The organism is Streptomyces sp. NPDC041135 (assembly GCF_055592085.1).
This window is the reverse complement of the sequence record NZ_JBVIYZ010000004.1, coordinates 88,138-105,860: the sequence shown is the minus strand read 5'-3', so window position 1 is coordinate 105,860 and position 17,723 is coordinate 88,138. Positions and strand designations below refer to the sequence as shown.

19 protein-coding genes are annotated in these 17,723 nt (G+C 73.9%); 4 read left to right on the top strand and 15 right to left on the bottom strand.

The genetic code is table 11. The annotated features are described in order from the left end of the window. Positions 1-113: 113 nt before the first annotated feature. Genes ACZ6CZ_RS11635 through tsaB form a run of 4 tightly spaced genes read right to left on the bottom strand, consistent with a single transcriptional unit; the run spans position 114 to position 2,620 of the window. The gene (locus tag ACZ6CZ_RS11635; RefSeq protein WP_469018162.1) at positions 114-377 is read right to left on the bottom strand and encodes a hypothetical protein; all 264 of its coding nucleotides are present in this window, start codon (positions 375-377) and stop codon (positions 114-116) included. Continuing rightward, the gene (tsaD, locus tag ACZ6CZ_RS11630) at positions 374-1,459 is read right to left on the bottom strand and encodes a tRNA (adenosine(37)-N6)-threonylcarbamoyltransferase complex transferase subunit TsaD (protein ID WP_469018160.1); all 1,086 of its coding nucleotides are present in this window, start codon (positions 1,457-1,459) and stop codon (positions 374-376) included. Before tsaD ends, ACZ6CZ_RS11635 begins: the two co-directional genes overlap by 4 nt. Further along, entirely contained in the window at positions 1,452-1,934 is a 483-nt protein-coding gene (rimI, locus tag ACZ6CZ_RS11625) for a ribosomal protein S18-alanine N-acetyltransferase (protein WP_469019075.1), read from the bottom strand. Before rimI ends, tsaD begins: the two co-directional genes overlap by 8 nt. A 29-nt stretch (positions 1,935-1,963) precedes the next feature. Then, the gene (gene tsaB / locus ACZ6CZ_RS11620) at positions 1,964-2,620 is read right to left on the bottom strand and encodes a tRNA (adenosine(37)-N6)-threonylcarbamoyltransferase complex dimerization subunit type 1 TsaB (protein ID WP_469018157.1); all 657 of its coding nucleotides are present in this window, start codon (positions 2,618-2,620) and stop codon (positions 1,964-1,966) included. A gap of 112 nt (positions 2,621-2,732) precedes the next feature. On the opposite strand from tsaB, the gene ACZ6CZ_RS11615 reads away from it, so the two are divergent. Beyond that, on the top strand, positions 2,733-3,302 hold the full coding sequence (locus ACZ6CZ_RS11615) for a hypothetical protein (protein WP_469018155.1): 570 nt from the start codon (positions 2,733-2,735) through the stop codon (positions 3,300-3,302). 26 nt (positions 3,303-3,328) lie between these two features. Here the strand turns inward: ACZ6CZ_RS11615 and ACZ6CZ_RS11610 are convergent, their stop codons facing one another. The 7 genes from ACZ6CZ_RS11610 to ACZ6CZ_RS11580 form a co-directional block, all read right to left on the bottom strand. Further along, positions 3,329-3,520 carry a hypothetical protein gene (locus tag ACZ6CZ_RS11610; protein ID WP_469018152.1) on the bottom strand — a complete coding sequence of 64 codons (192 nt, stop codon included), beginning with the start codon at positions 3,518-3,520 and terminating at the stop codon, positions 3,329-3,331. A gap of 168 nt (positions 3,521-3,688) precedes the next feature. Then, complete coding sequence (gene tsaE, locus ACZ6CZ_RS11605) at positions 3,689-4,246, bottom strand: tRNA (adenosine(37)-N6)-threonylcarbamoyltransferase complex ATPase subunit type 1 TsaE (RefSeq protein ID WP_469018150.1); 558 nt, start codon at positions 4,244-4,246, stop codon at positions 3,689-3,691. Continuing rightward, positions 4,212-5,474, bottom strand: a complete 1,263-nt coding sequence (locus ACZ6CZ_RS11600; protein WP_469018147.1) for an alpha/beta fold hydrolase — start codon at positions 5,472-5,474, stop codon at positions 4,212-4,214. Before ACZ6CZ_RS11600 ends, tsaE begins: the two co-directional genes overlap by 35 nt. A gap of 174 nt (positions 5,475-5,648) precedes the next feature. After that, positions 5,649-6,833 carry an alanine racemase gene (alr, locus tag ACZ6CZ_RS11595; protein WP_469018145.1) on the bottom strand — a complete coding sequence of 395 codons (1,185 nt, stop codon included), beginning with the start codon at positions 6,831-6,833 and terminating at the stop codon, positions 5,649-5,651. 58 nt (positions 6,834-6,891) lie between these two features. Continuing rightward, positions 6,892-7,803, bottom strand: coding sequence for a L,D-transpeptidase family protein (locus ACZ6CZ_RS11590; protein ID WP_469018142.1), 912 nt, complete (start codon positions 7,801-7,803; stop codon positions 6,892-6,894). Between the two features lie 95 nt (positions 7,804-7,898). Then, positions 7,899-9,338 (bottom strand): NAD(P)H-hydrate dehydratase, encoded by a 1,440-nt coding sequence (locus tag ACZ6CZ_RS11585; RefSeq protein ID WP_469018139.1) that lies wholly within the window; start codon positions 9,336-9,338, stop codon positions 7,899-7,901. A gap of 90 nt (positions 9,339-9,428) precedes the next feature. Further along, complete coding sequence (locus ACZ6CZ_RS11580; RefSeq protein WP_469018137.1) at positions 9,429-12,416, bottom strand: tetratricopeptide repeat protein; 2,988 nt, start codon at positions 12,414-12,416, stop codon at positions 9,429-9,431. A 238-nt stretch (positions 12,417-12,654) separates the two neighbouring features. Between ACZ6CZ_RS11580 and ACZ6CZ_RS11575 the strand changes: the two genes are divergently transcribed. Further along, positions 12,655-12,852 carry a hypothetical protein gene (locus tag ACZ6CZ_RS11575; RefSeq protein ID WP_469018135.1) on the top strand — a complete coding sequence of 66 codons (198 nt, stop codon included), beginning with the start codon at positions 12,655-12,657 and terminating at the stop codon, positions 12,850-12,852. A 9-nt stretch (positions 12,853-12,861) separates the two neighbouring features. Here ACZ6CZ_RS11575 and ACZ6CZ_RS11570 read toward each other — a convergent pair whose 3' ends face one another. From ACZ6CZ_RS11570 to ACZ6CZ_RS11560, 3 genes are read right to left on the bottom strand one after another with little or no spacing between them, the layout of a single operon-like run. Next, complete coding sequence (locus tag ACZ6CZ_RS11570) at positions 12,862-13,233, bottom strand: holo-ACP synthase (protein ID WP_469018132.1); 372 nt, start codon at positions 13,231-13,233, stop codon at positions 12,862-12,864. A 45-nt stretch (positions 13,234-13,278) separates the two neighbouring features. Further along, entirely contained in the window at positions 13,279-14,175 is an 897-nt protein-coding gene (locus tag ACZ6CZ_RS11565; RefSeq protein ID WP_469019073.1) for a hypothetical protein, read from the bottom strand. Further along, complete coding sequence (locus ACZ6CZ_RS11560) at positions 14,175-14,579, bottom strand: ATP-binding protein (protein ID WP_469018129.1); 405 nt, start codon at positions 14,577-14,579, stop codon at positions 14,175-14,177. The genes ACZ6CZ_RS11565 and ACZ6CZ_RS11560 overlap by 1 nt, the downstream gene beginning before the upstream one ends. 172 nt (positions 14,580-14,751) lie before the next feature. Between ACZ6CZ_RS11560 and ACZ6CZ_RS11555 the strand changes: the two genes are divergently transcribed. Further along, entirely contained in the window at positions 14,752-15,603 is an 852-nt protein-coding gene (locus ACZ6CZ_RS11555) for a helix-turn-helix domain-containing protein (RefSeq protein ID WP_469018126.1), read from the top strand. Further along, positions 15,600-15,824, top strand: coding sequence for a DUF397 domain-containing protein (locus ACZ6CZ_RS11550; RefSeq protein WP_469018124.1), 225 nt, complete (start codon positions 15,600-15,602; stop codon positions 15,822-15,824). Before ACZ6CZ_RS11555 ends, ACZ6CZ_RS11550 begins: the two co-directional genes overlap by 4 nt. Here the strand turns inward: ACZ6CZ_RS11550 and glmS are convergent. Next, positions 15,785-17,632 (bottom strand): glutamine--fructose-6-phosphate transaminase (isomerizing), encoded by a 1,848-nt coding sequence (glmS, locus tag ACZ6CZ_RS11545; protein ID WP_469018122.1) that lies wholly within the window; start codon positions 17,630-17,632, stop codon positions 15,785-15,787. The two genes, ACZ6CZ_RS11550 and glmS, sit on opposite strands and share 40 nt — an antisense overlap. Positions 17,633-17,723 lie beyond the last annotated feature (91 nt).

Genomic DNA, 17,723 nt, shown 5'->3' with positions numbered 1-17,723 from the left:
CGTATCCCCGCCGTCCCGACTGACGAAGGGTCACACTTCCCTCGGGCTCCCGGAACATTCGGTGCGATTTGCGAAACATTCGAACCCTCGAGGGCCTTCTTCGAGGCCGGTCGTCAGTCCGCCGCCGTGCCCAGGGACTCGAACCGCCAGCGGTGCACCGTCCGGGTGACCAGGTCCCCGGGCGGCTCGGGCAGCTCGGGCAGCTCGGCGTCGTACGGCGCGTCCCACCAGGTCAGCACCAGGACCCGGTCCTGGGGCGCCCGGAACGTCTCCCGGCGCAGCGGCGTGCCGGGCAGCTCCTGGCGCCGCGCCCAGGCGAGGAGTTCCGCGCCCCGGCCCTCGGTCGCCCGGGCCTCCCACATCAGGGTGACCGTCACGGGTACAGGTTCTCCCCGCCGGTCTCGTGCGCGTGGTCGTGGGCCGGCACATGGGGGTCCGTCACCGGCAGGGAGGAGTCCGCGGAGAGGTCCCAGCCGGACGCGGCCCGGCCGCGGGCCACCATCTCGGCGCCCAGCGCCGCCACCATCGCGCCGTTGTCCGTGCACAGCTTGGGCCGCGGCACCCGCAGCCGGATGCCGGCCGCCTCGCAGCGCTCCGCGGCCAGCGCGCGCAGCCGCGAGTTGGCGGCGACCCCGCCGCCGATCATCAGGTGGTCGACGCCCTCGTCGCGGCAGGCCCGCACCGCCTTGCGGGTCAGGACGTCCACGACCGCCTCCTGGAAGGAGGCCGCCACGTCCCGCACCGGGACCTCCTCGCCGGCCGCCCGCTTCGCCTCGATCCAGCGGGCCACGGCCGTCTTGAGGCCGGAGAAGGAGAAGTCGTAGACCGGGTCGCGCGGGCCGGTCAGGCCGCGCGGGAAGGCGATGGCCTTCGGGTCGCCCTCGCGCGCGTACCGGTCGATGACCGGGCCGCCCGGGAAGCCGAGGTTCAGCACCCGGGCGATCTTGTCGAAGGCCTCCCCGGCCGCGTCGTCGATGGTCGCGCCCATCGGGCGGACGTCCGAGGTGATGTCGGACGACAGCAGCAGCGAGGAGTGGCCGCCGCTGACCAGCAGCGCCATCGTCGGCTCCGGCAGGGGTCCGTGCTCCAGCTGGTCCACGCAGATGTGGGAGGCCAGGTGGTTCACGCCGTACAGCGGCTTGCCGAGCGCGTAGGCGTACGCCTTGGCCGCCGAGACGCCGACCAGCAGGGCGCCCGCGAGGCCGGGGCCGGCGGTGACGGCGACGCCGTCGAGGTCCCTGGCGCTGACCCCGGCGTCCTTGAGCGCGCGGTTGATGGTCGGGACCATCGCCTCCAGGTGGGCCCGGGAGGCCACCTCCGGGACGACGCCGCCGAAGCGGGCGTGCTCGTCGACGCTGGAGGCGATGGCGTCGGCCAGCAGGGTCGTCCCGCGGACGACGCCGACGCCGGTCTCGTCGCAGGAGGTCTCGATCCCCAGGACCAGGGGTTCGTCAGCCATTGATCTCGGTTCCTTGTACGCCGTTCACGGAAGTGGAGGGGTCGGTCAGCCGCATCACCAGGGCGTCCACGTTGCCCGGCTGGTAGTAGCCGCGTCTGAAGCCGATCGGCTCGAAGCCGAAGCGCTCGTAGAGTCTGCGGGCCCGGTCGTTGTCCACCCGGCACTCCAGCATCACCTCGGCGCACTCGAAGGCGGTCGCCGCCCGCAGCAGCTCGGCCAGCAGACGGCCGCCGAGGCCGGTGCCCCAGTGGTCCCGGGCGACGGCGATGGTCTGCACGTCCGCCAGCTCGCCGGTGGCGGCCAGGCCCGCGTACCCGACGATCCGCTCGCCCTCGGTTGCGACCACGTACCGCCGGGTCGCGCCCGGGCCCCGGGAGTGCGCCAGCTCGGACCAGAACATGCCCCGCGACCAGGCGTCCTCGGGAAACAGCTCCTTCTCCATCCCCAGCACCGGGTCGATGTCCCACCAGCGCATCTCGCGCAGCGTGGTCTTCACGGGTCCGGTCACTTCGGGGTGACCACCTTGTAGTTCCTGGGGACCTGGGCGTCGGGGCGGCGCAGGTAGAGCGGTCTGGGCGCCGGCAGCTCCTCCCCCGCGGCCAGCTTTCCGGCGGCCAGCGAGGCGAGGGCGGCGGCCGAGACGTGCTCGGGCTCGTGGGCGCTGGGGAACGTGTCCGGGTAGAGCAGCGCGCCGGCGCCGACGGCCGGGAGGCCCGCCACGCGCTCGGCGATGTCGGCGGGGCGGTCGACGGCCGGGTCGGTGAGCCGGGTGCGGGAGTCGGCGTAGGTGGCCCAGTAGACCTCCTTGCGCCGGGCGTCGGTCGCCACCACGAAGGGGCCCGTGGTGAGGTCGGCGGCGTGGGCGAGGCCGTCGAGCGTGCACACGCCGTACACGGGGACGCCGAGCGCGAGGCCGAAGGTGTCGGCGGTCATCAGGCCCACGCGCAGCCCGGTGTACGGCCCGGGCCCGGTGCCGACGACGATCCCGGTGACGGCGTCGAGGGCGAGCCCGGCCTCGGCGAGGACGCGGTCGACGGCCGGCAGCAGCAGCTCTCCGTGCCGGCGCGCGTCCACCTGGCTGGACGAGGCGATGACGTCCGTGCCGTCGTGCAGCGCGACGGTGACGGCGGGGGTGGCGGTATCCAGAGCGAGCAAGAGCACGCGAACAGCCTACGGCTCCCGCGCCTCCCGCACGGCCGTCCGGGACGGACGGTCACCGACTGCTACGGTTCGTACGAAGTACGACATATCGCACGAGACAGAGGTGGCGCACGTGGCAGGGACCAGCTCGGTGATCGTGGCCGGCCTCACCGTGACGGCCGTCGGAGCGGTCGGCTTCCTCGGTTACCAGGCGTCGGCGAACGTTCCCGAGAGCCTGGGCGGCAGGCCGTCGGCGGGCGCCTCGGCCTCCGCGGCCGCCTCACGGGCGCCCCGCGGCCACGGCGGTCCCGGCGCCCTGCCCGCCGGCTCCGGGCAGGGTGAACGGGTCGTGTACTCGGTGGACGACGACCGGGTGTGGCTGGTCAGTGAGCGGGAGAAGGTGCAGCGCACGTTCGCCGTGCGTCCGGGGACGGTCGACCCGCTGCCGGGCGTGTACTGGGTGACGTCCCGCTCGAACGCCGTCACCGGCACCGACGGCGTCCCCATCGAGCACGTCGTGCGCTTCACCAGCGTGGACGGAGTGGTGATCGGCTTCAGCGCGGCCGTGCTGAACTCCGGCTACACCTCCGGCAGCACGAACGGCACGGCCGTGAAGACGGGCGGCATCCGGGAGACCCGGGCGGACGGCGAGGCCATGTGGCGGTTCGCCACCATCGGGGTACCGGTCGTGGTGATCCGCTGACGCGCGCCGCGCGTGCGCAACAGGTCCTAGGCGGCCTCGGGGTGCTGTCGCCGCGTCACCGGTGTCCTGGGCGCCGAGCCCGCCGGCCGGGGGGCCTGCGGCGCCCGCGGGGGCCTGGAGACGGCTTCCGCCGCCGCGCAGGACGCGAGCAGCTCGCTCATGGACACCCCGGCGAACCCGGTCGGCAGGGGCTGCTTTGTGGGGCGGGAAGCGGGCATGGGACGCCTCCTGAGGTGCGGGGGCGGGCGTGGTTAGGTTCACCTAACCACCGGCTGGCTACCATGTGACCACGCCCGATGCGTCCGGCGCAACATCGTGCCGACAGGTTGTCGGAATATCCGCGCGCGCCCGTCCGGTGCTCCCGGCGCCCCTGGTGCTCCCGGTGCTCAGGCGGAGAGCGCCCCGAGGTCGGCGGCCGCCCAGCGGGCCCCGCGCCCGGTCACCGTCACCCGCCGCGCCTCGTCGGTGTCCGCGGACCCGGAAGGGGACTCGGCGGGAGCGGGTCCGGCGGCCGCGGTGCCCACCGAGCGGTGGATGACGACCTCGAGCCGGTCGTCGGTCAGCTCCTCGACCTTGCCCTCGCCCCACTCCACGACGATCACCGAGTCGGACAGCGAGACGTCGAGGTCGAGGTCCTCCATCTCGTCGAGGCCGCCGGAGAGCCGGTAGGCGTCGACGTGGACGAGCGGGGGGCCGCCGCCCAGGGAGGGGTGCACACGGGCGATCACGAAGGTCGGCGAGGTGACCGCGCCCCGTACACCGAGCCCCTCGCCGAGACCGCGGGTCAGCGTCGTCTTGCCCGCGCCCAGTTCCCCGGTGAGCATGACCAGGTCGCCGGCGCGCAGCAGCTTCGCCAGGCGGCGGCCCAACTCCTTCATCTGGTCAGGGGAGTTGACGATCAACTGGGTCTCAGCCGGGTTGTGCGGTGCTGCTGGTGCTTCCATACCCACTTACGGTAGCCCCTGCCGGGACGGCGCCCGCGCGGGTGAGCAGGTCCGCGAGGCGGTCGGTGACCACCTCCGGGTGCTCCAGCATCACCAGGTGCCCGGCGTCGGGCACCAGCACCAGTTCGGCGTCCGGCAGCAGGTCGGCGATGGCCTCGCTGTGCTCGCTCGGCGTCACCAGGTCCCGCACCCCGGCGAGCACCAGCACCGGCTTGTCCCGGAAGCAGGCCAGCGCCTCGGTCTTGTCGTGGTCGGTGAAGGCCGGGTAGAACTCGGCGACCACGTCGATCGGGGTGGACTCGATCATGCGCTCGGCGAACCGCTCGACGGCCGGATCGACGTCCCGGGACGCGAACGAGTACCGCTTGATGACCCCGGCGAACAGGTCGGCCGTCGCCCGCCGCCCCTTCTCCACCAGCGCCGCCTGCTGCCCGAGCGCCCTCAGCACGCCCGGCAGCACCCGGCGCACCGCGTTGACGCCGGCCACCGGAAGGCCGAAGTTGACCTCGCCGAGGCGCCCGGAGGAGGTACCGACCAGCGCGGTGGCCACCACCCGCTCCCGGATCAGCTCCGGGTACTGGGCGGCCAGCGCCATCATCGTCATCCCGCCCATGGAGTGGCCGACCAGCACCAGCCCGCCGTCCGGCGCGGCGGCGTCCATGACGGCCTTCAGGTCGCGGCCGAGCTGGTCGATGGTGAGCGGCACGCCGTCGCGGACCTGGCCGACGCCGCGCCCCGACCGGCCGTGGCTGCGCTGGTCCCAGTGCACCATGCGGACGACGCCCCGCAGGGCCGCGCGCTGGAAGTGCCAGGAGTCCTGGCTGAGGCAGTAGCCGTGGCTGAAGACGACGGTGACCGGGGCGGGCGCCTTGCGGCCGAACAGCCGGCGCCGGCGCGGCGAGACGGCCGCCCCGGTGTCCGGCTCGACCTCGTCGACCTCGTAGTACAGCTCGGTGCCGTCGTCGGCGTACGCCGTGCCGGGGGTGCCGCGCAGGGCGCCGTAGGGGCCCGCCGAGTCCAGCGCCAGCCGGGCCCGGCGCCGCATGTCGCGGCCGACGGTCATCCGCTCCAGGGCGACACCGGCCGCGGCGCCCGCGGCCAGCACGCCTATCGCGGTGCCGGCGATGCCGGTCGCCCTGCGCCAGCTCGCGGCCGTCGCCCCCGCGGCGGAGGCGACGGCCACCGAGGCGATGACGTCCGCCACGGCCTCCGCGCTGCTCTCGCTCACGTACCGCTCCTCTTCGCCGTACTGCAGTTCGCAGGATGGGTCGTACGGGTGATGCCGGTGGTGCTGATGGTGCCTGCGCCGGTGGGGCCGGCGGAAGGCGTGGTGCCGGCGGAGCCGGCGACCGGCGGCACCGGGGCGGGCCCGGCACCGGCCCTCGCGGGCCCTCCTGACGGGTTACCCGTCCTGCCGGTCCTGTCCTTCGTCGACATAGACGCGAGGAACGCGGGTTCCGATGCGTGTGACGATCTCGTACGCGATCGTGCCCGCGGCCTGGGCCCAGTCCTCGGCGGTGGGCTCGCCCCGGTCGCCGGGGCCGAACAGCACGGCCTGGCTGCCGACCGGGGGCTCGTCGCCGCCGAGGTCGACGACGAACTGGTCCATGGCCACCCGGCCCGCGACCGTCCGCCACTTGCCGCCGACCAGCACCGGGCCGGACCCGGACGCGTGCCGGGGGATCCCGTCCGCGTAGCCCACGGGCACCAGGCCCAGGGTGGTCTCGCCCGGGGTGACGTAGTGGTGGCCGTAGCTGACGCCGTGGCCGCCCGGGACGTGCTTGACCAGGGCCAGCGACGCCGAGAGGGTCATCACCGGGCGCAGGCCGAAGTCGGCCGGGGTGCCGGTCTCCGGGCTGGGCGAGATGCCGTACAGGGCGATGCCGGTGCGGACCAGGTCGAAGTGGCTCTCGGGGAGGGTGAGGGTCGCCGGGGAGTTGGCGATGTGCCGTACCTCGGGGCGCACCCCCTGCTCCTCGGCGTGCGCCAGCAGCTGCCGGAAGCAGCCGAGCTGGGCGGCGACGGAGGGGTGGCCGGGTTCGTCGGCGCACGCGAAGTGCGACCACAGGCCGGTGACGCGGATCAGGCCGGCGCGCTCGGCGCTCAGGGCCTCGGCGACCAGTGCGGGCCAGTCGGCGGGCTGGCAGCCGTTGCGGCCGAGCCCGGTGTCGGCCTTCAGCTGCACGCGCGCGGGCCGGCCGGCCTGCCGGGCCGCCTCGGTGACCTCGCGCAGGGCCCACAGCGCGCTGACGGACACGTCGATGTCCCGCTCGATGGCCTGCCGCCAGGGGCCGCCCGGGGTCCACAGCCAGCACAGCACGCGCACGTGCGGCGGGATCGAGGGGTCCGCGCGCAGCGCGAGGGCCTCCTCGGGCGTGGCCGTGCCGAGCCAGCCGGCCCCCGCGGCCACGGCCTCGCGGGCACACCGCGCCGCGCCGTGGCCGTACGCGTCGGACTTGACGACGGCCATGAGGGCCGCGCCCGGCGCGTGGGCGCGCAGGGCCCGGACGTTGGCCCGCAGGGCGGCCAGGTCGATCTCGGCGCGGGCCCGCAGGGGCGCGGTCGGTGCAGGTGCTGTGGTACTCATCGCGCCCCCAGTGTCTCAGAGGCCGGTGCCGGCCCCGGGGCGCAGGGCCCGTGGGCTGTCAGGTACCCGGCCGGCGCCCCCACACGTACACCCGGTCGCCCTTCTTCAGCACCTTCCACAGCGTGCGGGCGTCGCCGAGGGTGAGGTTGACGCAGCCCCAGGAGCCGACGGTGGTGTGGATGCTGCCGTAGACGGCGTGGAAGGCCTGGCCGCCGTCGAAGAACTGGGCATAGGGCATGGGCGAGTTGTAGAGGGTCGACCAGTGGTTCTTGTGCCGCCAGTAGACGGTGTGCAGCCCGGTCCGGGTGCGGTGGCCGCTGCGGCCGCTGCGCATCGGCACCGGTCCGTAGAGCACCTTGGTGCCCTTCTGCACCCACGTCAGCTGCCGGTCGAGGTCCACGCAGGCGATGCGGTAGGACCGCACGGGGCACCGGCCGGCCGCGTTGGGGTTCTTCCTCGCCGACAGGAGCGTCATCCGTGACCAGGTGACCGGTCCCGCGAAGCCGGCGGCGGGCTTGATGCGGTACTTCTTCTGGAAGGCGCGGATGGCCCGGCAGTCGGTGCCGGACTGCTTCCCGTCCACCCTCAGCTTCAGCCAGCGCTCCACCTGGCGCTGGTAGGGCCCGGTCCGCTTGCTGCACGTCACCTTGGCGACGGCGTCCTCGAGCGGCACGTACTCGATGAGGTCGTACGCCCCCTCGGGCGCGTTCCGGGGCTCGACCGCGTCCTCCTCGGCGGAGGGCGTGTAGATCTTCGGCGGCAGCGCCTGGTCGGGCGTGTCGATCTGCCAGGGCTGCCCGGGGCCGGGGGCCACCCCGGGGACCAGGGCGGTGACGGGGCCGGGGGCCGGCGGGGCGGGTGAGGTACGGGGTGCGGCGGGGGCCGCGAGCGCCGGCCCGGCGGCCGGGAGGGCGGCCGCTGCGGCCAGCAGCGCCGCGGCCCCCCGGCGTGCGATACGTCTGCTCATCATGCGATCAGAGAAACGTGCCGCCCTCCCTGATCCCGGGCGCCGCGCGGTCCGGTCCCGGCCGGGTCACCCGGTGGACGGACGCGGGCACCGGCCCCTCAGCCGCGTACGTCGCACACGTCCCGCCAGGCCTCGGGGATCATGGCGGCCACGTCGTGGGCGCCGGCCGGTGCCCCGTCGGCCGCGAACCGCCCTGCCAGGCCGTGCAGATAGGCCCCCGCGCTCGCCGCGTCCAGCGCCGGCAGCCCGGCCGCCAGCAGGGACCCGGCCAGACCCGACAGCACGTCCCCGCTCCCGGCCGTCGCCAGCCATCCCGTGCCGGTGGCGTTGACGCGTACGGCACCGCCGCCGGGGTCGGCGACCACCGTGGTCGAGCCCTTCAGCAGCACGGTCGCCCGGTACTGCCCGGCCAGCCTGCGGGCGGACTCCAGCCGGGCCCCCTCGACCTCCTCGCGCGGTACGCCCAGCAGCGCGGCCGCCTCGCCCGCGTGCGGGGTCATCAGCGTCGGCGCGGTCCGCCGCCGCACCGTGTCCCGGTCCGCCAGCCGCAGCCCGTCCGCGTCGACGAGCACGGGCACGTCCGCCTCCAGCACCTCCGCGACGGTCGCCGCGTCGTCCCCGGCGCCGGGGCCGACCACCCACGCCTGGACCCGGCCGGCCTTCCGGGGGCCCCCGTCGGAGACGAGGATCTCCGGGAAGCGGGCGATCACCGCGTCCGCGGCGGGGCCGACGTACCGCACGGCGCCCGCGCCGCCCCGCAGCGCCCCGCTGACCGCGAGCACGGCCGCCCCGGGGTAGCGGGCCGATCCGGCGGCGACGCCGACGACGCCGCGCCGGTACTTGTCGCTCGCCGCGCCGGGCACGGGCAGCAGCCGTACCACGTCGGCGTGTTGCAGGGCCTCCAGGTCGGCGGGGGCGGGCAGGTCGAGACCGATGTCCACCAGCCGTACCGAACCCGCGTACTGGCGGGCGGGGTCGATGAGGAGGCCCGGCTTGTGCGTGCCGAAGGTGACGGTGAGGTCGGCGCGCACCGCGTGCCCGTGCACCTCGCCGGTGTCCGGCTCGATGCCGCTCGGCAGGTCGACGGCGACGACGGCGCCCCGGGCACGCTCGGCGGCGGCGGCGAGCGGTACGGCGTCCTCGCGCAGGCCGCCCTTGCCGCCGATGCCGACGATGCCGTCGACGACGAGGTCGGCTCGGGCGACCAGCGGTTCGGCGGCGGCGGGCCGCACGGTGGTGCCGCCCGCGCGCCGCAGCGCCGCGAGGCCGCCGCGGTGCGTCCGCTCCGGGGCGAGCAGCACCGCCGTGACGCCGGCGCCGCGCCGGGCGAGCCGGGCACCGGCGTACAGGGCGTCACCGCCGTTGTCGCCGCTGCCGACGAGCAGCACGACCCGGCGGCCGTAGACCCGGCCGAGCAGGTCGGCGCAGGCGGCGGCGAGTCCCGCGGCGGCACGTTGCATGAGGGCGCCCTCGGGGAGGGTGGCCATGAGCCGGCGCTCGGCGGCCCGGACCGTTTCCACGCTGTAGGCAGTACGCATGGCTCCGAGTCTGCCCCGAAGCCGCCGCCTGCCGCAGCCACGGCGGGACGTCCACCGCCGGGACCACCGGCCGGCGGTCCCGGGGCGTTCTCATCCGGCCCGCGCCTGGGACATCACCTCGTGGAACTCTTCGTGACGGCCGGCCAGCAGCAGGACACTGACCAGGCAGCTGCGTGACGCCCGTGTCTCCTCCGCGCAGCCGATCTCCCGGAAGCCGGCGACCGACCGCCGCAGGGGCTCCACGGCGGCGTCGAGCCGACCGCCGGCCCAGAGGGCCTCCCCCGCCTTTCGCTGCGCCGCCGCCACGAGCCGGGAGTTGCCGACGTCCCGCGCGAGGCTCTCGGCCCGGCGCGCGGCCGTCAGAGCCTCGTCCCACCGGTCCGCCTCGCGCAGGAATCCGGAGGCGAGGCATGCGAGCACGGCCTCACCCTGACGGTCTCCCAGGGCCCGGAAGGACTCGCGTGTCGCGGCGGCGAGCGCGAGGGCGCCCTCGCGGTCGCCGCCGAACCACCGGTCGGCCACCATCTCGCTCTCCACCTGAGCCACCCCGTGGTCGTCACCGAGGGCCGACAGCAGCTCTCGGGCCTCCTCGTACGCCTCCAGGGCCTCGGGATGCCGGCCGGTGGCGCGCCGGACACCGGCGAGGTGGCGCAGCAGCAGCGCCAGGGTCGGCGGATCGCCCGTCGGCCGGCACAGGTCGAGCGCGGTCGTCAGGACGCCGGCGGCCTCCCGGTGCCGGCCGAGGTCGCGGTACACGCACCCCAGGGAGGTGGCGACTCTCACCTCGTTGCGCCGGTCACCGCAGCCGTGGAGGAGTTCCAGCGAGCGGGAGAGGGTGGCGGCGGCCTCCGTCAGGGCGTCTTGTCCGGCCTGCGCCGCGCCGAGGACGCTGAGCGCCACGCCCTCCCCGCAGGGATCGCGTCGTGCGCGCTGGATGTCGCGGGCCGCGGTGGCCGCGGTCCGCGCTTCCGCGTGCCGGCCCATGCGTGACAGGATTCCGGCCACGTTGGTGTGGGCGAGCCCGAAGTAGCGCGAGGCCTCCGCGCCGGGCTGCTCCAGGAACCCGGTGAAGATCTCCATCGCCTCGTCGAGGCGGCCGGTCTCCGCGAGCACACCGCCCCTGCCGATCACGGCCTGCGGCATGGTCTTCCCGGACCGGCCGGCCGTGTCGGCGGCCTCCTGGTACGCCGCGAGGGCCTCGTCGTGGCGACGCAGACCCGCCAGAGCATTGCCGAGACAGCCGAGGACCACCGCCGCGTGCCGGGACTCGCCCGTCGCCCGGACGGCCGCCAGGGTGGTCAGCGCCGCGACGCGCATGTCCTCGAACAGGTGCTGTCGCGCGGTGTAGACGTCCAGCCCCGCGCACAGCACGACCGCGAGGTCCACGGCGCGGGTCGACGCGCTCCGGACGGCGGCGAAGAGATTGGCCCGTTCGAAGTCGCACCAGCCCAGCGCGTATCCGGCGTCCGGGAAGGGCCGGTCGCCGCTCTGGGCCGACAAAGGGTTGTCGAGCAGCTCACCGGCCCGTACGAGCCACTGCGCGTAGTACCGCAGGACACGCTGGACGGCCTCGTCCCGCCGGTCCGCCGCGGCCTGCTCCGGTTCCTCGCCCCGGCGCACCGAGAACAGGACCATCAGGTCGTGCATCCGCCAGCGCCCCGGGTACGCCCCGGGTTCGACGAGATGGGCGGCGGCCAGGCCGTGGAGGAGCATCTCGGTGTCGTCGACACGGTCGTCGTCGATGTCGGCGTCGGGACAGGTGAGGTGGGCCGCGGCCTCGGAGGAGAAGCCGGGGCCGGGGTTGGCGGACGCCAGGCGGAACACCTCGCGTTCGCGCTCGGAGAGGGAGCGGTAGGACAGGTCGAACGCCGCCTCGACCGCGATGTCCCCTGTGCGCAGCCGGTTGAGCCTGCTGTGCTCGCTGCGCAGCAGGCCGGCGTAACGGTCCACGCCGAGTACGGGGGAGCCCGCGAGGAACGCGCCGGCGATGGTCAGGGCCAGGGGCAGTCCACCGCACAGCGTGACGATCTCGGCGGCGGCCGCCGGCATCCGGTCGACGCGGTCGTCCGCGTCCCCCCGGGCGGTCCGCAGCGTGCGGCGCAGCAGGTCGACGCCGGACTCGGTCGTCAGGGGCTCGACTTCGTGGATACGGCCGAGGGTCAGGCTCTCGCGGGACGTGACGAGCACGTGGGTGACGCCGTCCGTCGGGAGCAGGGGGGCCAGTTCCGACCGGCTGGAGGCGTTGTCGAGGACGAGCAGCACGCGTCGGCCGGTGGCGGCCAGGTCCGCCAGCACGCCGCGGAACTCGCCCGACCGGTCCGGGGCGCCGCCACCGGCCTTCACGTCACGGCCGAGCCGGCGCAGGAACGCGTCCAGGATCTGCGCGGCGCTTCCGCGTCGGCGGGGTTCGGCGTCGTACCCGTTGAGATCCGCGAACAGCACGCCGCCGGGGAACCAGCCGCGGGAGGCACCCGCGTGCGCCGCTTGCAGGGCGGCTTCCGTCTTGCCGGCGCCGGGCATCCCGGTCACCACGGACACGCGGGGGCTGCCGGGCGCGGTCGGACGTTCCGGGGGTGCCAGTGCGTCGAGCAACGCGCCGAGAACGCCGACGTGTCCGGTGTGGTTCGGCGACAGGGGTGGGATCCCGCCGAGGTCGCAGTCCGCCGAGGTCCCGCCGCCGGGCCCGGGCCTGCGGAAGGCGGCGCCGCCGGCCGGCTCCGCGGCGCCCGCGGCACGCCGCCCCCCGCGTTCGGCGTCGTGTTCCTCACGGGCCGCCCTCAGCAGGCGCTCCCACTCCCTCCTGTCGAGGCGATCGCCCGCCCAGCCGGACCAGACCTCGACCAGGGCCAGCACCGCCGGGTCACTGCCGCTGTGCGGCACGTTGAACCGCTCCAGGGTCCGCGGCGCCCAGGAGCTGGCCCGCTTCCCCTCGAAGTCCCGCCCGCCCGGCAGCTTCCTGACCGCGGGCGCCAGCGCGTGCTGCTGGCTGTGCGGCTTGCCGGCCGCCCGCCGCGCCGTCTCCGCCCGCTCCCGCAGCCCTCGCAGCCTCGCGTGCAGTTCCTTCTTCCGCTCGCCCATCCCGGACTCCTCCCCTTCGCGGCCGTGCCCGGGCCGTACGCCACCGGGCGCCGCCCGGAGCCGGGCGCGCGGGGTGGCACCGGGCAACCCCGCGACCAGCGACGCGCGAGGCAACTCGCCCCGCACGCACGGTACTTGCTGCGCGGGACCGGGAGTGGAGGCCAGCGTGGTCCCATCACGCCGGGCCCGGCGCGCAGCACCGTCCACTCGCGTCCACTCGCGTTCGAGGAGCACCGTCATGTCCCAGCGCCGTCGCGCCCGCCGCACGCCCCACCCGCACCACCACCGGACTCCGGGGACCGAGCCCGCCCCGGAGCCGTGTGCCGCGCGTGACTCCGTACCGCGTGAGGCATGGCGGCGGCTGACCGTCAGCCTGGCCGACGCGGCCGGGCCCGCACTGGTGGCGGCCGTGCAGTGGTGGACGCGCACTCACTGAGCGGGGTCCTCAGCCCTCCGCGATCACCACGGCGGAGGCCACTCCCGCGTCGTGGCTGAGCGAGACGTGCCAGGACCGCACGCCGAGTTCCGCCGCCCGGGAGGCCACGGTGCCCTTCACCCGCAGGCGGGGCTGCCCGTTGGCCTCGACGTACACCTCGGCGTCCGTCCAGTGCAGCCCGGGCGGCGCGCCGAGGGCCTTGGCCAGCGCCTCCTTCGCCGCGAACCGCACGGCGAGCGAGGCGATACCGCGCCGCTCCCCGCTGGGCAGCACGACCTCGCCCGGCACGAACAGCCGGTCCACCAGCCCGGGCGTACGGTCCAGCGACGCCCGGAACCGGTCGATCTCGGCCACGTCGATCCCGACCCCGATGATGCTCATGGGCAGCACCTTAGGGCCGGCCGCCCACCGGCCACGAACCTGAACTCACTCTTCCGCGAACAACTCCCCCGCGTCCACCGCGTGCACGGCCCGCCGCGCCCACACCTCGAGCCGCTCCAGATCCGCGCAGCCCTCCACCCGTTCGCGCACGGCACCGGTCACCGCGATGCCGCGCCACTCCAGAATCCGCAGCACCATCTCCCTCCGGTCCTTCACGCGCCCTTCCTCACGGCCCTCTTCACGCCCCTCTTCACGCACCTGCTCGGCCAGCGGGTGGCGCCAGAAGTACTGGATCGCCGTCATCAGGTCCCTCCACATCTGCTTCGCCTGGGGGTCGGCCAGGCACGAGTCGACGAACTGCACGAAGACTGCGGCACTGTCGGGTTCGACGGTCCGCAGGGCGGCGGCCAGGGATTCCAGTATGGCCGGGGCCTGCGGACCGCGGCCATGTGTCATCGCCGAAAGCACCGCAAGGGGTACGTCCCGTTCGGCCTGCCGCTCGTCCGCGATGACCGGTACGTTGTCCGGGCCGAGCACGAGCGGGCGCACCGTCATCGAGTGCCAGCCGGGGAAGCCGAGCCGGATGGGACGCGAGGCCCACTTCGCCGTGGCGCTGCTCTGGGTGATGACGATGAGCACCGGCTCACAGCGGTACTTCTCGTAGAGGTAGGACAGGTAATACGGCCAGCTGCCGCGCTTGCGCTCGTCCTTCTTGCCCTGCGACTCGACCACGAGCAGGTACGTGCCCTGGTCCGTCTCCGCCCGCAGCAAGGTGTCCACGCGCCGCTCCACCGGCTCGACCTCCGTGAGGTCCACGTTCAGCGCCGCGATCTCGCGTGGTTCCGGGAACGGTACGTGCAGCACACGCTGCAAGGCCCGGGTCAGCAGGGCGGGGTCCTTCTGGAAGATCCTGTGCAGTGCTTCATGCGACGAGCCCACCATCATGCCGCCTCCAGTTCGCACCACACGTACTTGCCCCGGCTGCCGAACCTGGCGGACGGCTGCCAGCCCCAGTGGGTCGCGCACGCGGTGACCAGGGCGAGGCCCCGGCCGGCCTCCGCGTCCAGGGGCCGGTCCACCGGCTTCGGCGGTCCCGGTGGTTCGGGGTCGGTGTCCCAGGCCCCGATCCACACGACGCCCTCCGGGCTGCGGCGCACCCTCAGGGCGGCGGGGCCGTTGGTATGGCGTACGGCGTTGCAGACCAGCTCCGCCGCGAGGAGTTCGGCGGTGTCCACAAGAGCGATGAGCCCGTGCATGGTCAGGATCAGCCGCAGGGTGCGGCGGCAGATGGTGACGGCTCTGAGGTCGTTGGGGATGCAGAGGGTGTAGTCCCAGGTTTCGGACATGGGGCGTCAACTCCGTGGGGAAGAGGGGATCTCCGCGCGCGGCGACAGTGCGCTTCCACTGCGTGCGCGTTGCATCACCGAACGTAGGGGTAACTGTTTAGATCCGGCAAGCCGGTCACGTAACCTGCCCCCGAACGGGTGGCGCCCACCGGTGTGTTGAGAGGAACGGTCGATGGCGAAGAGAGGCGAGCCGACGGCGCGTCAGTTGCGTCTGGCGGTCGAGCTGCGCAGGCTCCGCGACGCGGCAGGCCTCACCTCGCGGGAGGCGGCCGCCCTGCTCGGGGTCAGCGCTCCGCAGATCAGTCAGATCGAGTCCGGCCTCGCGGGCGTGAGCGAGAAGCGGCTGCGCCGCCTTGCCGCCAATTACTCCTGCTCGGACAGCGAGCTGATCGAGGCCCTGGTGGCCATGGCCAACGACCGCACGCGGGGCTGGTGGGAGGAGTACCGGGAGCTGCTGCCGACGTCGTTCCTCGACCTGGCCGAGCTGGAGCATCACGCCACGTACCGGCGTGACGTGGAGTTCCTGTTCGTTCCGGGCTTGCTGCAGACACCCGAATACGCCCGAGCCGCCTTCTCGTCCAGGGTCCCCGAACTCCCCAAGGATGACCTGGACGTGCGCGTCCGTCATCGCATGCAGCGCAAGGTGATCCTTACCGGCTCCGACACCGTTCCCTATGAAGCGGTCATCCACGAGGCGGCACTACGCATCAGGGTCAGTGACCGTGCCGCTTCCCGCGCCCAGCTCCTCCGTGTGCTGGAGCTCTCCGAAGCGGATCACATCACCGTGCGCGTCATCCCCTTCGACCTGGACGGCTTCGGCGGGGCCTGGAGCCCCATGATGCTGGCCGGCGGCGCCGTGCCCAAGCTGGACACGGCGGTCCGCGACGCGCCTCACGGCACGGGATTCATTGATTCCGAGGCCCAACTCGGCGTCTTCCGCACGCTTTTCCATAGGGTGGAAGCCGTCTCACTCGATCCCGTCCGATCGCGTGACTTCATCCACAGGCTGACCAAGGAGCTGTGAGGAACCCCGTGACCAACTGGCGGAAGTCGTCCTACTCAGGTGGCGGTGACGGCAACAACTGCGTGGAGGTAGCGGCCACCCCGACCCACATAGCCGTCCGCGACTCCAAGTCCCCCGCCGGAGACATCCTCACCTTCCCCGGCAGGGTCTTCGCGGAGTTTCTCGGGGCGGTGAAGGGGGGCTACTCCACCGTCACCGACTTCGCCAGGTTGCGCGGCTGATCGACCTCGTTGCCGCGGGCCGTCGCCAGTTCGCAGGCGAAGACCTGGAGGGGAACCGTGGCCACCAGGGGCTGGAGCAGGGTCGGGGTGACGGGGATGCGGATGAGGTGGTCGGCGTAGGGGACGACCGCCTCGTCGCCCTCCTCCGCGATCACGATCGTCCGCGCCCCCCGTGCCCGGATCTCCTGGATGTTGGAGACGATCTTGTCGTGGATGACGGACCGGCCGCGGGGTGACGGAACGACGACCACCACGGGCAGGTCCTCCTCGATCAGCGCGATCGGCCCGTGCTTCAGCTCGCCCGCCGCGAACCCCTCGGCGTGCATGTAGGCGAGTTCCTTGAGCTTGAGGGCGCCTTCAAGGGCCACCGGGTAGCCCACGTGCCGGCCGAGGAACAGCACCGTGTCCTTCCCGGCCAGGGACCGCGCGAGGGCCCGTACCGGCTCCATGGTCTCCAGGACCCGCTCGACCTCGCCGGAGATCTGCGACAGGTCCCGGATCACGGCGCGGATCTCGTCGCCCCACTTGGTGCCACGGACCTGCCCGAGGTAGAGGGCGACCAGGTAGCAGGCGACCAGCTGGGTCAGGAACGCCTTGGTCGAGGCGACCGCGACCTCCGGCCCGGCATGCGTGTACAGCACCGCGTCCGACTCGCGCGGGATGGTCGAGCCGTTGGTGTTGCAGATGGCCAGGACCTTGGAGCCCTGCTCCCGGGCGTGCCGCAGGGCCATCAGCGTGTCCATGGTCTCGCCGGACTGCGAGATGGCGATCACCAGGGACCGCACGCCCAGGATCGGGTCCCGGTAGCGGAACTCGCTCGCCAGCTCCACCTCGCACGGAATCCGCGTCCAGTGCTCGATGGCGTACTTGGCGATCATGCCCGCGTGGAACGCCGTCCCGCAGGCGACGATGACGACCTTGTCCACCTCCCGCAGCTCGGACGGGGAGATCCTGACCTCGTCCAGGCTCAGCGAGCCCGCCGCGTCGATGCGGCCCAGCAGGGTGTCGGCGACCGCCTTGGGCTGCTCGGCGATCTCCTTGAGCATGAAGTAGTCGTGGCCGCCCTTCTCCGCGGCGGAGGCGTCCCAGTCCACGTGGTAGGAGCGGACCTCGGCCGGGCTGCTGTCGAACCCGGTCACCGTGACCCCGTCGCGGCGCAGTTCGACCACCTGGTCCTGGCCCAGCTCGACGGCCGAGCGGGTGTGGGCGATGAACGCGGCGACGTCGGAGGCGAGGAACGCCTCGCCCTCCCCCACGCCCACCACCAGCGGCGAGTTGCGCCGCGCGCCCACCACCACGTCCGGCTCGTCCGCGTGCACCGCGACCAGCGTGAACGCGCCCTCCAGGCGCCGGCACACCCGCCGCATCGACTCCGCCAGGTCGGCGCAGCCGGAGAACTCCTCGGCGAGCAGGTGGGCGACCACCTCGGTGTCGGTCTCCGAGGTCAGCTCGTGGCCGCGCTCGGCCAGTTCCGCGCGCAGGGCCGCGAAGTTCTCGATGATGCCGTTGTGGACGACCGCCACCCGGCCGGCGTTGTCGAGGTGCGGGTGGGCGTTCGCGTCCGTGGGAGCTCCGTGCGTGGCCCAGCGGGTGTGCCCGATGCCCGTCGAACCGTTCGGCAGCGGCCGCTCGACCAGCTCCTTCTCCAGGTTGACCAGCTTCCCGGCCTTCCTGGCCGCGGCCAGCCCGCCGTCCGCCGGCACCGCGACGCCCGCCGAGTCGTAGCCGCGGTACTCCAGCCGCTTCAGTCCGGCCATCACGACATCGAGCGCCGACTGCGCCCCCACGTATCCCACGATTCCGCACATGGGCGGCAGCCTACGCACGATCTCCGGCCCGAAACGGCTCCCGCGTGCCCGGAATCGGAAATTCCCACCGTCGTACGAGCCCTCCGCACCA

Bases quoted from the DNA above. Each gene is read 5' to 3' on its own strand.
- tsaD (WP_469018160.1), bottom strand. From the start codon at position 1,459: ATGGCTGACGAACCCCTGGTCCTGGGGATCGAGACCTCCTGCGACGAG.
- rimI (WP_469019075.1), bottom strand. From the start codon at position 1,934: ATGCGCTGGTGGGACATCGACCCGGTGCTGGGGATGGAGAAGGAGCTG.
- ACZ6CZ_RS11610 (WP_469018152.1), bottom strand. From the start codon at position 3,520: ATGCCCGCTTCCCGCCCCACAAAGCAGCCCCTGCCGACCGGGTTCGCC.
- tsaE (WP_469018150.1), bottom strand. From the start codon at position 4,246: ATGGAAGCACCAGCAGCACCGCACAACCCGGCTGAGACCCAGTTGATC.
- alr (WP_469018145.1), bottom strand. From the start codon at position 6,833: ATGAGTACCACAGCACCTGCACCGACCGCGCCCCTGCGGGCCCGCGCC.
- ACZ6CZ_RS11590 (WP_469018142.1), bottom strand. From the start codon at position 7,803: ATGATGAGCAGACGTATCGCACGCCGGGGGGCCGCGGCGCTGCTGGCC.
- ACZ6CZ_RS11585 (WP_469018139.1), bottom strand. From the start codon at position 9,338: ATGCGTACTGCCTACAGCGTGGAAACGGTCCGGGCCGCCGAGCGCCGG.
- ACZ6CZ_RS11580 (WP_469018137.1), bottom strand. From the start codon at position 12,416: ATGGGCGAGCGGAAGAAGGAACTGCACGCGAGGCTGCGAGGGCTGCGG.
- ACZ6CZ_RS11575 (WP_469018135.1), top strand. From the start codon at position 12,655: ATGTCCCAGCGCCGTCGCGCCCGCCGCACGCCCCACCCGCACCACCAC.
- ACZ6CZ_RS11570 (WP_469018132.1), bottom strand. From the start codon at position 13,233: ATGAGCATCATCGGGGTCGGGATCGACGTGGCCGAGATCGACCGGTTC.
- ACZ6CZ_RS11565 (WP_469019073.1), bottom strand. From the start codon at position 14,175: ATGGTGGGCTCGTCGCATGAAGCACTGCACAGGATCTTCCAGAAGGAC.
- ACZ6CZ_RS11560 (WP_469018129.1), bottom strand. From the start codon at position 14,579: ATGTCCGAAACCTGGGACTACACCCTCTGCATCCCCAACGACCTCAGA.
- ACZ6CZ_RS11555 (WP_469018126.1), top strand. From the start codon at position 14,752: ATGGCGAAGAGAGGCGAGCCGACGGCGCGTCAGTTGCGTCTGGCGGTC.
- glmS (WP_469018122.1), bottom strand. From the start codon at position 17,632: ATGTGCGGAATCGTGGGATACGTGGGGGCGCAGTCGGCGCTCGATGTC.